Below are 13,425 nucleotides of genomic sequence, written 5' to 3'. Positions count from 1 at the left end.
AAGGAAATTTATGGATGATAATTTTTCGCCAAGGGTAAAAGACGTTATTGCATTTAGCAAAGAAGAGGCGCTGAGACTTGGCCATGATTTTATTGGAACAGAGCATTTAATGCTAGGCCTGTTGCGTGATGGTAATGGAAAGGCTATTAATATATTAGACGCACTGGATGTAGACCTCGACCATTTAAGGAGAAAGGTCGAAATATTGAGTCCGGCTAACCCAAACACCGCTGGTATACAAAAAGATAAAAAGAACCTTCACCTGACAAGGCAGGCAGAACGTGCCTTAAAGACTACCTTTTTAGAAGCTAAACTTTTTCAAAGTTCTTCTATTAATACCGCTCATTTATTGTTATGTATACTGCGTAACGAAAATGACCCGACCACAAAATTGCTTCACAAGTTAAAAGTCGATTATGATAATGTGAAGGAGCAATTCAAGTCTATGATAACCAGTGACGATGACTATTTAGATGTTACTAGGGCCGAATCTTTTCCTGGAGATTCGGAAGATGCCGGAGAGTCCAAAGAAAGTACTTTCGGATCCTCTAGTTCTCAAAAGGGAAGCAAAAAATCCAAAACACCTGTATTGGATAATTTTGGAAGGGACTTAACAAAATTTGCGGAAGAAAATAAGCTCGACCCTGTTGTTGGCCGAGAAAAAGAAATCGAACGTGTATCTCAGATATTAAGTAGGCGTAAAAAGAATAATCCGCTTTTAATAGGAGAACCAGGAGTTGGTAAGAGCGCCATTGCAGAGGGTTTGGCCTTGCGTATTATCAATAAAAAAGTATCACGCATACTCTACGGAAAGCGTGTGGTCACCTTAGACCTTGCCTCTTTAGTAGCTGGCACAAAATATAGGGGGCAGTTCGAAGAGCGGATGAAAGCCGTAATGAACGAATTGGAGAAAAATGATGATATTATTCTCTTCATTGATGAAATACACACTATAGTTGGTGCAGGTGGGGCGACTGGCAGTTTAGATGCTTCAAATATGTTTAAGCCAGCCTTAGCTAGAGGTGAAATACAATGCATCGGTGCCACTACACTAGATGAGTACAGACAATATATTGAAAAAGATGGTGCATTGGAACGTCGTTTTCAAAAGGTAATTGTTGAGCCGACTTCTGTAGAAGAAACCGTTGAAATTCTGATGAATATCAAAGGTAAATATGAAGACCATCATAATGTCACCTATACCGATGAGGCCATTAAAGCTTGTGTTGCCTTAACGAACCGTTATATGACCGACCGTTTTTTACCGGACAAGGCTATTGATGCGTTAGATGAAGCTGGCTCAAGAGTGCATATTGTAAATATGGATGTACCAAAGCAGATTTTAGAATTGGAAAATCAGCTTGAAGAAGTAAGAGTTCTTAAGAACAGCGTGGTCAAAAAACAGAAATATGAGGAAGCTGCCAAGCTTCGTGATGATGAAAAACGCATAGAGAAAGATTTGGCCATGGCCCAAGAATCTTGGGAAGAAGAGAGCAAACTGAATAGAGAGACCGTTTCTGAGGATAATGTCGCCGATGTAGTTTCAATGATGAGCGGCATTCCCGTAAATAGAATCGCGCAGACCGAAAGCAATAAACTTGCCGAACTGCCTGCATTGATAAAGGATTATGTAATCGGGCAAGACGAGGCCGTGGTTAAAGTAGCCAGAGCTATTCAGCGTAACAGAGCTGGGTTGAAAGATCCGAACAAACCAATTGGATCCTTTATTTTCTTAGGTCAAACAGGGGTTGGAAAAACGCAACTAGCTAAAGTATTGGCAAAGGAATTATTTGATTCTGAAGACGCACTTATTCGTATTGATATGAGTGAGTACATGGAAAAATTTGCTATCTCTAGATTAGTGGGGGCTCCTCCAGGATATGTGGGATATGAAGAAGGCGGACAACTTACGGAAAAAGTAAGGAGAAAACCATACTCAGTGGTTCTTTTAGATGAAGTTGAAAAAGCACATCCAGACGTCTTTAATATGCTTTTACAAGTATTGGATGATGGGTATTTAACCGATAGTTTAGGAAGAAAAATAGATTTTAGAAATTCTATTATTATAATGACTTCCAACATAGGTGCAAGGCAGTTAAAAGATTTTGGACAAGGCGTAGGTTTTGGTACTGCTTCTAAAAAAGCGCAGGCCGATAGCCACCAAAAAAGTGTGATTGAAAATGCATTGAAAAAAGCTTTCGCACCTGAGTTTTTAAATCGAATCGATGATGTTATTGTATTTAATCCGTTAGAACGGGCAGATATACATAAGATTATTGATATTGAACTGGATAAATTATTCAAACGTATCAAAGACATCGGGTATGATTTAAATCTTACTGATAAGGCAAAAGACTATATCGCCGATAAAGGTTTTGACAAACAGTACGGTGCAAGACCTTTAAAAAGAGCGATACAGAAGTATATTGAAGATTCTTTAGCAGAAGAAATTGTGAATTCGAATCTTAATGAAGGTGACAGTATTTTTATGGATCTAGATGAGAAGAAAGAAGAACTCACCATAAAAATCAAGAAGAAGGAAAAATCTTCAAAAGCTTAAATAAAATAATTTCATTTTATAGCGAAAGGAGCCATCAAACAATGGCTCCTTTTTTATTACAATTAGTGTAGGCAAAACCCAGTTCAAATATGGATTTTATTTAGGTGTTACATTTAAAACGATATTTAAGCCTTTAATCTATTATTTTTCTGATTAATTTATACTACTTCTACATTCGTCAGCGAGACACTATAATATATTTTGGGGAATGAACATGGGATTTAGCAAAAAAACCATCGTTGTCAAAGAATATCATCTAGATATTGGAATTATCCAAGTTTTTGACGACTATATGGTTTCCATTTTTGAAGAGGGATCTACACTTACGCTTGAGCGGGCATATCAAATTATTGGTATTTCAGAAATCCATTTTAGAAATAAAAAGTTCGGTTACATCAGTTTGCGAAAAAACTCTTACGCTATCGACCCGGTTATTTATACCTATTTAAGAGGATTAGATAATTTAAAAGCTTTTGCAATTGTTTCTAAAAAGGAAATAGATATGCACAACTTTAAGATTGAAAAGATGTTCTATAAAAAGAACATGGAATTTTTTATTGAATACGAAAATGCGGTTTCTTGGATCAAAAAACGCGTATCAAAAAACAATAAAGGAAAGAAGAGTGCCTAGTTACTGCGGTTGCTCTTGACCTTCCGGCGAAGCTCTTTTAAATAATTCCATAAAGGCCTTACCAATATTAGCTATTATAGTTGATGCGGTAACTGCTTCATATCCATTCTCGGAAGAAGAAATATCTCCTGAAAGTCCATGAAGGTATACACCAAAAATAGCAGCATATAATGGTGGGTAATTTTGCGCTATTAGCCCTGTAATTATTCCTGTCAATACATCACCACTACCAGCTGTAGCCATTCCGGGGTTTCCATTAGAGTTTATATATCCTTTACCATCATAAATGGTTATGGTATGTGCGCCTTTTAGCACCAAGATACAATCGTATTTTTTTGAAAATGCCTTAGCCTTCTTTAATTTATCAAAATCATCTTCCCATTTACCTATTAAACGCTCCAATTCTTTAGGGTGAGGCGTTAATACAGCTTGCTGTGGCATTTTGTTCAGAAGCCTCTTATTTTCTGCTAAAATGTTTAGTCCATCCGCATCAATTACCATGGGCATCTTCGTATCATTTAAAAATGATGAAAAAGCGGCAACAGTCTGTTCGTGGGTTCCCATTCCGACACCAACCCCAATTGCAGAAGCATTTGACGGAAGTTCTATCTTAGAAATAAAATCTTCTTCTTCATCGGTTAGCACCATTATTTCAGGCTCACTGGTCTGCAAGGGTATATAACCGCATTCTGGTATAAAGGTGGTCACGAGCCCGCTACCAACTTTTAAACATGCCCGGGCAGCCAAATTGACGGCACCAATTTTTCCGTAACTGCCACCAACGATAACAGCATGTCCATAATTTCCTTTGTGCGAGAACTTAAGTCGAGGTATATAGAGTGGTAAAACTTCAGGCTTTCCAATAAATTCAAAATCAGTCTCTGTTTTATAAAGGTATTCTTGGTCCAAACCTATATCCAATAACTCCCATTGATTTAGAAACACACCAGTTTCTGGAAGAAAAAATACAAGCTTTGGTGCTTGAAAACTGAGTACGTGATTTGCTCTTATAACTTGCTCTGGCTTATCAGAAACTTTATCCAAGAACAATCCTGAAGGCACATCTATAGAAAGAATAAAAGCCGCAGAATCATTGATATGCCCAATTAATTTGGCTACCCAATCCTCAGGAGCTCTATTTAGGCCTATACCAAAAATAGCATCAATGATAATATCTTCATGTCCGATTTCAGGAAACTCGCAATCTGAATCTAAAAACTCTGGCCAGAGTTTTCTTTCCTTTAACCTATCGAGATTAATCAAAAAATCTTTAGAACGTTTGTCACTGTAATTGACCACATGCACAGCAATCTCGTAACCATTCTCTACCAAATGCCTGGCAAGTGCAATACCATCACCCCCATTATTTCCGATTCCGCAGAACAAATGAATTTTGACTTTCGCACCTTGCAACCTAGAATGTACCCAGCTAAAAATTCTTTCTGCCGCTCTTTCCATCAAAGCATCGCTCGTAATTGCTTGTTTCTCTATTGTGAATTTATCAGCAGCGTATATCTGTTGGGCATTAAATATTTTCATTTAGCAAAGAAGTGTATTAGAAATTAAGGAATTGACAAAAATTTAGGAATCATTTGATACAGAAACCAAAAGTACTACATTTGACCATGCAATTTAAACAATTGGACACATTAGCGACTTCGATGTATGCAACATCAGTAATCACTTCTACAATTATTATTACCCCTTTGGGGTAATGTGCTATTAATATTCGTCCGTATAACTAATTGTTTCACAATTTCTTCAAATTCTTAATAAATGAAAATTTTAAAATTCGGAGGCACTTCGGTAGCCAATGATGAAAACATTAAAAAAGTAAAATCCATAGTTCAAAATGCCCCTGACTCTAAAATAGGTGTCGTTGTTTCTGCTTTCGGAGGTGTTACGGATATGCTTCTTAATAGTTTAGACCGAGCATCATCGCAAAATAAAAACTATGAAAATACGCTTAATGAGATTGAAGAAAGGCACATTGCGGTTATAAAGAATCTTTTTCCAATAAATAAACAAAGTCCTATTTTGAGTCGCGTTAAAAGCCAGCTCAATGACCTTGAGACGTTACTTGAAGGTTCGTTTTTAATAGGAGAAACCACCCCTAGACTTTCAGACAAAGTTGTTAGTTATGGTGAACTACTTTCTTCTTTTATTATAAGTGAATTCTTTATTTCAGAAGGTCTTGATGCTACCCTAAAAGATGGAAGAACACTAATTAAAACAGATGAGAGTTTCGGAAACGCCAACGTCGATTTTGAGCTTACATACCATACCTGTAGTACTTATTTCGCCGATGTAAAAGAAAAGGTGACCGTGGTACCTGGTTTTGTCTCTTCTTCACACAATGGAAACGCAACTACTTTAGGAAGAGGTGGTTCTGATTATACCGCAGCTATTCTTGCAGCGGCAACAAATGCTGATGTTTTGGAGATTTGGACAGATGTTAGTGGCATGTATACCGCAAATCCTAAACTGGTCAAACAAGCTAAATGTGTATCTCATATTTCTTACGAAGAGGCAATGGAGCTTTCGCACTTTGGCGCAAAAGTGCTGTATCCACCAACCATACAGCCAGTTTTAACAAAAGAAATTCCTATTGTTATTAAAAACACCTTTGCTCCTGATGAAGAAGGTACCTATATTACAAAAAACGAGAACGACAATACGAAAACAGTACGCGGTATTAGCCATGTTGAAAGTATTACCCTACTCTCTTTAGAAGGTTCGGGTATGGTAGGTATTCCAGGAATATCTAAGCGATTTTTTGAAACCTTGTCTCAAGAAGGCATAAGCGTTGTTATGATTACGCAGGCTTCATCAGAACATTCTATTTGTGTTGGTATCTCAGATAAAGATGCAAAACAAGCAGCTATTGCCGTTAATAACACTTTCGAATATGAAATTGCTTCAAAAAGAATAGACCCAGTACACGTAGAACAGAATCTAGCAATTGTAGCACTTGTTGGTGATAATATGAAAAGTCATCAGGGACTCAGTGGTAAAATGTTCAGTACCCTCGGAAAAAACAACGTAAACATACGTGCGATTGCACAAGGGGCTTCAGAACGAAATATCTCTGCGGTAATAAGAAAAGACGATGTAAAAAAAGCGCTTAATACTCTGCATGAAGCATTTTTTGAAGAGAATATAAAACAGCTGAACCTATTCGTAATGGGCGTGGGTAATGTGGGTGCACGTTTTTTAACACAAATCAAAAAGCAAAAAGCATACTTGAAGAATGAATTGAAATTGAATATTCGTGTAATAGGGATATCAAATTCAAGAACCATGGTATTTAATGAAGATGGCATTTCATTGTCAAGTTGGGAGCAGGAGCTGGCAAATGGAGTAAAAGCAAATAAAGATACGTTTATAGACAGGGTGAATAAACTTAATTATCGTAACAGCATTTTTGTAGATAACACCGCTAGTATGGATGTTGCAAAAACTTATACCCGCTATTTAAATAATAGCATTTCAGTAGTCACTTGCAACAAAATAGCCTGTTCTTCGGGTTACGAATCTTATAAAGAATTAAAACAGCTTGCTAAAAAATACAGTGCTCCGTTTTTATTTGAAACCAACGTTGGGGCTGGATTACCCATTATCGATACGCTTAAACACTTAATTGCCTCGGGTGATAAAATCAATAAGATTCAGGCGGTTTTATCGGGCAGTTTAAATTTTGTGTTCAATAATTTCAATGCTAATACCACATTTCACGATGTAGTAAAACAAGCGCAAGAGGAGGGATATACCGAACCCGACCCTACTGTTGATTTAAGTGGAATTGACGTGATGCGCAAAATTTTAATCTTGGCCCGAGAAAGTGGATATGTATTGGAAATCGAGGATATTGAAAACAAATCGTTTCTACCGGAAGAAAGTCTAAACACCAATTCTAACGAGACCTTTTTTGAATCCTTAAAAAAGTACGAAAAGAATTTTCAATTATTGTACTCTAAGGCTGCAGCGAAAGAATGCAAGTTAAAATACGTTGCACAGTTTGAAAATGGTAAAGCCAGTGTAGGTCTACAAGAAATCCCTAAAGGGCATGATTTTTATAACTTGGAAGGAAGTGATAACATTGTGCTTTTTTACACGGAACGATACCCTAATCAACCTATGATTATCAAAGGAGCGGGGGCTGGAGCTGACGTGACGGCTTCAGGTATTTTTGCAGATATTATCAGAATCGGAAATTTCTAGATATGAATGAAATTAAAGTTTTTTGTCCTGCTACAATAGCGAACGTATCCTGCGGTTTTGATGTGCTAGGCCTTGCCTTGGAAACTGTAGGAGATGAAATGCTGATTCGAAAGGTTGATAAACCAGGAATTCATATCACAAAAGTAGATGGACAAGAACTTCCATTGGAAACCAATAAAAATGTGGCTGGTGTTGCCGGTCTGGCCCTATTGGAGAAAAGCAATTATCACGGCGGATTTGAAATAGAAATCTATAAAAAAATCAAACCAGGCAGTGGTATTGGCAGTAGCGCAGCTAGTTCAACCGGTGCCGTATGGGGAATGAACGAGCTTCTAAACAATCCTTTTTCAAAACTAGAGTTGGTTAAGTTCGCTATGCAGGGTGAAAAACTAGCAAGCAATGTAGCCCACGCAGATAACGTAGCACCTGCCATCTATGGTGGTTTTACACTGGCAAGAAGTTACAATCCTCTAGATATTGTGCCCATACCGACCCCAAATGCATTATTCGCTACTGTAATTCACCCACAAATTGAAGTCAAAACTTCCGATTCGCGCAAAATTTTAAAAACAACCATCAGCCTAGAAAATGGAATCAAGCAGTGGGGAAATCTTGGTGGTTTGGTCGCTGGACTGTTTCGTGAAGATTATGAACTTATTGGGCGTTCATTAGAAGACCATATTATTGAACCACTTAGGTCTATTTTGATACCTGGTTTCCATCAGGTAAAATCAGCAGCAATTGAAAATGGTGCCCTAGGCTGCGGCATATCAGGTTCTGGTCCTTCAATTTTTGCATTGAGTAAAGGTGAAGAAAATGCACAAAGGGTAGCTCTAAATATCGCTAAGGTTTATGATGAAATAGGTGTTGATTACGAAGTTCATATTTCAAAAATTTCTGCATCGGGCGTAAAGCAACTTAAGTAATATTCTTTTAGGTATTCTAAAAATTAAAAATGATTTTCTACAGTTTAAATAATCAAGCACCAAACGTATCTTTCAAAGAAGCGGTCATTGCAGGTATTGCTCCAGACAAGGGTTTATATTTTCCGGAACGTATTACACCATTGCCCAATTCATTTTTTGAAGATCTTGAAAAACTAAGCAATCAAGAGATTGCGTTCACGGCAATTCATCAATTCGTAAAAAAAGATATTCCCGATGAGGTATTGCGTGAAATACTTCGCGATATGCTAGATTTTGAGTTTCCAATAGTAGAAATCGAGGAAAACGTTGCAACGTTAGAATTATTTCATGGTCCTACAATGGCCTTTAAAGATGTAGGTGCTCGTTTTATGGCAAATTGCCTCGGTTACTTTTCCAAAGAAAAAAAAGAGGAGGTTACTGTATTGGTTGCTACTTCTGGGGATACAGGTGGAGCTGTAGCTAATGGTTTTTTAGGAGTCTCCGGGGTTAAAGTGGTGATTCTTTATCCAAGCGGCAAAGTCAGTGAAATTCAAGAAAAACAGCTGACCACTTTGGGTGAGAATATTACTGCGATGGAGGTCGAAGGCACTTTCGATGATTGCCAAACTATGGTTAAAACAGCCTTTCTAGATAAAGAAATCAATACAAAGAGAAAGTTAACATCCGCAAATAGTATCAATGTAGCTCGCTGGTTACCGCAATTATTCTACTTTCTTTTTGCATATAAACAGGCCAAATCAAAAGGTAAGGAAATCGTTTTTTCAATACCATCCGGGAATTTTGGAAACGTCTGTGCCGGAATGGTGGCCCAGAAATTGGGCATGTCCGTAAAACACTTTGTGGCCGCAACCAATGTTAATGACACTGTACCAAAGTTTATGGAGAACGGCGAGTATCAACCTAAACCATCGACTGCAACAATATCAAACGCTATGGACGTTGGTGACCCTAGCAATTTTATACGTATTCGTCATTTATATCAAAATGATTTCGAAGTACTTGCCGAAAACCTTTCCTCCTATTCGTTCAATGATACCGAAACTAGAGAGGCAATGCAACATATTCATAAGCGTTCGAAATATGTAAGCGACCCGCATGGTGCTGTTGGCTATCTAGGCCTTAAAAAATATCAAGAACTTAATCCTGACACCTACGGTATATTCTTAGAAACAGCGCACCCCGTTAAATTTCTTCATATAGTAAAAGAAACCTTAGCTATTACTCCAGAAATACCCTCCCAAATAGCAAAAGTTATCGATAGAGAAAAAACGTCGATTAGAATAGGTACGTACCAAGAACTCAAATCCTATTTATTAAAAAGATAAAAAACAATAGAAGGTATTTTCAGTTGAACGCTATTATTTCAATATTTTTACGCCTGCAAATATTGAATGATGAAATGAGCCACGAAGATTTTTAAATCCTCACCAATGACTAACGGCAAATTACATCTGACGGTAAAAATTAAATAGTACCAGATGAAAAATACTGCACTTACCCAAGTACACGAGTCACTTGGAGCTAAAATGGTTCCTTTTGCCGGTTATAACATGCCTGTTTCTTATGAGGGTGTAAATATGGAGCATGAAACTGTTCGAAAAGCCTTGGGTGTTTTTGATGTCTCTCATATGGGAGAGTTCTTAATAAAGGGCCCAAAAGCTTTAGAATTGATTCAAAAAGTGAGTTCAAATGATGCTTCTAAACTAACAATTGGCAAAGCACAATACAGTTACTTGCCAAATGAAACTGGAGGTATAGTTGATGACCTAATTATCTATCAAATAAAAGAGGACACTTATTTGCTGGTTGTAAATGCCTCAAATATTGATAAAGACTGGGCTCATATTTCAAACTACAATGAAACTATAGGTGCTGAAATGCGTAATATCTCTGAAGACTATTCTTTACTTGCGATTCAAGGCCCTAAAGCGGTCGAAGCTATGCAGTCACTTTCTTCACATGATCTGGCCAACATCAAGTTCTACAACTTTATTGTAGGTGATTTTGCAGGTATAGAACATGTGATTATATCCGCAACAGGATATACCGGTTCTGGTGGGTTTGAAATCTATTGCAAAAATACTGAAGTTGAACAGGTTTGGAACAAAGTTTTAGAAGCTGGCAGTAGCTATGGAATAAAGCCAATAGGGCTTGCCGCAAGGGATACCTTACGATTAGAAATGGGGTATTGCCTGTATGGAAACGACATTGATGACACTACGTCACCCTTAGAAGCCGGGTTGGGTTGGGTAACCAAATTCACAAAAGATTTTGTGAATAGCGAAGCGCTCGCTAAAGAAAAAGCGCGAGGGGCTGAACGAAAGCTAGTCGCTTTTGAATTGGATGAGCGTGGAATTCCAAGACAGGGTTATGATATTGTAGACGGACAAGGAAAGAAAATTGGTGTAGTTACCTCTGGAACAATGTCTCCCTCTTTAGCAAAAGGTATTGGCTTAGGTTATGTTCCTAAAATATTTTCTGAATTGGGTAGCAAAATAAATATTCAAGTTCGTAAGAACGCTTTACCGGCAACTGTGGTAAAACTGCCTTTCTATAAAAGTTAATAGCTTCAATTGAAGAAGAAAATTTTAATCCTAGGGGCAAGCGGATTTATTGGAAATTCACTCTATAAGGAACTTTGTAATTATTTCGATACTTACGGTACCTATCATTCAAACAAATCATTCGCTGAGAATAAACAGTTTTTGTCTTATGACTTAGAGGAAGATGATATTTTTCAAATTCTTGAGAAAGTACGACCAGATTTTATTATTTCGGCGTTAAGAGGAGACTTTACTGCACAAGTTCAGGCGCATACCCATTTAATGGAGTATTTATCTAAGCACAACTGCAAACTCTATTTTATATCTTCTGCCAACGTTTTTGATGCCTATAGCAAATTTCCTTCATATGAGACCGATAAGACCTTATCTGAAAGTATTTATGGTAGATTAAAAATCCGCATCGAAAACATGATGATGCGTATGCCTAAATCAAAAACAGCTATTTTACGAGTTCCTATGGTATTCGGAAATACTTCACCTAGGGTCAAAGAACTAAAAACACTTCTAGACAGTAATGAACCTATTGAGGTTTTTCCCAATTTGATTATCAATGTAACCAATGATGATAAGTTAATGCAACAAGTGCATTATTTAATAAATCAAGATAAACATGGTATTTATCACTTAGGAAGTACTGATTTGGTACATCATGAAGATTTTATCAAGGAGCTTATTAAGCGTTTAGGAAACTTTCATCCTCTGCTAAAAAAGGTCTACACCACAAATGAGGACCGATATCTTGCGGCCCTGCCTAAAAAAAATAAATTACCAAAAAACCTAAGAATAACATTTCAGGAAATTATTGATCACCACCTAATGGTAGATTGAATTGATTAATTTAGTAACCTATGGAAAAACTAAATGAAAATCAGATTGCCGAAAGACTTTCTACACTAAATGGATGGATTTTTGAAAACGATGCCATTGCAAAATCCTACAAATTCAAAAACTTTAAAGAAGCCTTTTCAAAAATGACGGAGATTGCCTTTGAATGCGAAGCACAAGGTCATCATCCGAACTGGGAAAATGTCTACAATTCCCTCACCATAAAATTGAACACGCACGATGTGAATGGCATTACCCAAAAAGACTTTGATTTGGCTACTACCATTGAAAACATAGTCAACCCCTAATTACGCCCAGTAGGTTTGTGATTATCCTATTGGTTTTGTTAATTTGTGCATATCCTTAAAATTGTAATGTATGGGAAGAGCTTTTGAATTTAGAAAAGCACGTAAAATGAAGCGTTGGTCCGCAATGTCAAAGGCCTTTACACGTATTGGCAAAGACATTGTTATGGCTGTGAAGGAAGGTGGTCCCGACCCAGATTCTAATTCAAGACTTAGGGCTGTTATACAAAACGCCAAGTCTGTAAACATGCCCAAGGATAATGTTGAACGAGCCATTAAAAGGGCCAGTGATAAAAGTCTTGGAGACTACAAAGAAGTTTTATTTGAAGGTTATGGGCCGCACGGCATAGCAATTTTAGTAGAAACAGCTACTGACAATAACACCAGAACAGTGGCCAATGTTAGAAGCTATTTTAATAAGTGTAACGGAAGTTTAGGAACCTCAGGCTCCGTAGAATTTATGTTTGACCATACCTGTAATTTCAGAATTCCATCAGACGGTATTGATGCCGAAGAACTCGAATTGGAATTTATAGATTTTGGTGCGGAAGAAGTCTTTGTAGACGAGGACGGCATATTAATTTACGCGCCTTTCGAAAGTTTTGGAGCCATTCAAAAAGAACTGGAAAATAGAGAAATTGAAATTTTATCTTCAGGTTTTGAGCGCATTCCGCAGGTAACCAAAGAGTTGAATGAAGAACAGGCTGCCGACGTTGAAAAACTTCTTGAAAAAATAGAGGAAGATGATGATGTACAGAACGTATATCATACAATGAAAGAGTAAATCATCAATTTATAGATATTCACTTGTAAATGATAGCAGGTTTTATCGACTCATTGATAAATCTCTCTTGTATGCGTTATTTACTTTATTTAGTTTTTGCTTCGTTCTTCAGTATTAGTAGTTTCTCTCAAGAAATGAATTCTGAAATCCTATTAGAAATACTTCAACAAGAATCGGATACATTACAGGTAAATGGAAACTCTTATCGATTTTTAATCGATGATGCTATGCTTATCTGTGTATTTGACGAAAATGCAAACCGGATGCGCATAATTTCTCCAATAATAGAACGCGAAAAAATAGGTGAAGAAGAGCTCTTAAATGCCCTGGTAGCCAACTTTCATTCGGCCTTAGATGTAAAATATGCTTTGAGTGATGAAGTTATATGGTCCGTATTTACACATCCGTTAAAAGAACTTTCTGAAGCGCAGGTTATTGATGCTACAAAACAAGTATACACTGCTACCAAAACGTTTGGTGGTTCTTATTCAAGTACAAACCTCATCTTTCCTGGAAATACAAAAAAGAAGGAGAAAAAACTCCCGCAGGTTTTAAAAAAGACCTAAAAAAACATTCACCGAGATAAACCTCTCACATCACATTCAACTA

11 protein-coding genes are annotated in these 13,425 nt (G+C 37.2%); 10 read left to right on the top strand and 1 reads right to left on the bottom strand.

The genetic code is table 11. The features are described 5' to 3' along the window. The first annotated feature begins 10 nt into the window (after positions 1 to 10). Both ACFSQJ_RS17195 and ACFSQJ_RS17190 read left to right on the top strand, forming a co-directional pair. Entirely contained in the window at positions 11 to 2,560 is a 2,550-nt protein-coding gene (locus ACFSQJ_RS17195) for an ATP-dependent Clp protease ATP-binding subunit (RefSeq protein ID WP_377768157.1), read from the top strand. Positions 2,561 to 2,768: 208 nt separating this feature from the next. Further along, positions 2,769 to 3,191 (top strand): STAS/SEC14 domain-containing protein, encoded by a 423-nt coding sequence (locus ACFSQJ_RS17190; RefSeq protein ID WP_377768156.1) that lies wholly within the window; start codon positions 2,769 to 2,771, stop codon positions 3,189 to 3,191. Here the strand turns inward: ACFSQJ_RS17190 and ACFSQJ_RS17185 are convergent, their stop codons facing one another. Further along, complete coding sequence (locus ACFSQJ_RS17185) at positions 3,192 to 4,730, bottom strand: NAD(P)H-hydrate dehydratase (RefSeq protein WP_377768155.1); 1,539 nt, start codon at positions 4,728 to 4,730, stop codon at positions 3,192 to 3,194. Between the two features lie 237 nt (positions 4,731 to 4,967). Here ACFSQJ_RS17185 and thrA point away from each other — a divergent pair, with 237 nt between their 5' ends. From thrA to ACFSQJ_RS17145, 8 genes are all read left to right on the top strand, one after another. Next, positions 4,968 to 7,412: a bifunctional aspartate kinase/homoserine dehydrogenase I gene (thrA, locus tag ACFSQJ_RS17180; RefSeq protein ID WP_377768154.1), complete on the top strand. Its 2,445-nt coding sequence runs from the start codon at positions 4,968 to 4,970 to the stop codon at positions 7,410 to 7,412. Positions 7,413 to 7,414: 2 nt separating this feature from the next. Beyond that, on the top strand, positions 7,415 to 8,338 hold the full coding sequence (locus ACFSQJ_RS17175) for a homoserine kinase (protein WP_377768153.1): 924 nt from the start codon (positions 7,415 to 7,417) through the stop codon (positions 8,336 to 8,338). Positions 8,339 to 8,367: 29 nt separating this feature from the next. Then, a complete protein-coding gene (gene thrC / locus ACFSQJ_RS17170; RefSeq protein WP_377768152.1) occupies positions 8,368 to 9,663 on the top strand; it encodes a threonine synthase in 1,296 nt (431 codons plus the stop codon). A 153-nt stretch (positions 9,664 to 9,816) separates the two neighbouring features. Further along, the gene (gene gcvT, locus ACFSQJ_RS17165) at positions 9,817 to 10,902 is read left to right on the top strand and encodes a glycine cleavage system aminomethyltransferase GcvT (protein ID WP_377768151.1); all 1,086 of its coding nucleotides are present in this window, start codon (positions 9,817 to 9,819) and stop codon (positions 10,900 to 10,902) included. A gap of 9 nt (positions 10,903 to 10,911) precedes the next feature. Beyond that, positions 10,912 to 11,730 (top strand): sugar nucleotide-binding protein, encoded by an 819-nt coding sequence (locus tag ACFSQJ_RS17160; RefSeq protein ID WP_377768150.1) that lies wholly within the window; start codon positions 10,912 to 10,914, stop codon positions 11,728 to 11,730. Positions 11,731 to 11,750: 20 nt separating this feature from the next. Beyond that, the gene (locus ACFSQJ_RS17155; protein WP_377768149.1) at positions 11,751 to 12,035 is read left to right on the top strand and encodes a 4a-hydroxytetrahydrobiopterin dehydratase; all 285 of its coding nucleotides are present in this window, start codon (positions 11,751 to 11,753) and stop codon (positions 12,033 to 12,035) included. Positions 12,036 to 12,105: 70 nt separating this feature from the next. After that, a complete protein-coding gene (locus tag ACFSQJ_RS17150) occupies positions 12,106 to 12,816 on the top strand; it encodes a YebC/PmpR family DNA-binding transcriptional regulator (protein ID WP_377768148.1) in 711 nt (236 codons plus the stop codon). A 71-nt stretch (positions 12,817 to 12,887) separates the two neighbouring features. Next, a complete protein-coding gene (locus ACFSQJ_RS17145) occupies positions 12,888 to 13,382 on the top strand; it encodes a hypothetical protein (protein ID WP_377768147.1) in 495 nt (164 codons plus the stop codon). Positions 13,383 to 13,425 lie beyond the last annotated feature (43 nt).

It is taken from the genome of Croceitalea marina, from assembly GCF_042684265.1.
Classification (GTDB): domain Bacteria; phylum Bacteroidota; class Bacteroidia; order Flavobacteriales; family Flavobacteriaceae; genus Croceitalea; species Croceitalea marina.
This window is presented reverse-complemented; position numbering and strand designations above follow the sequence as displayed.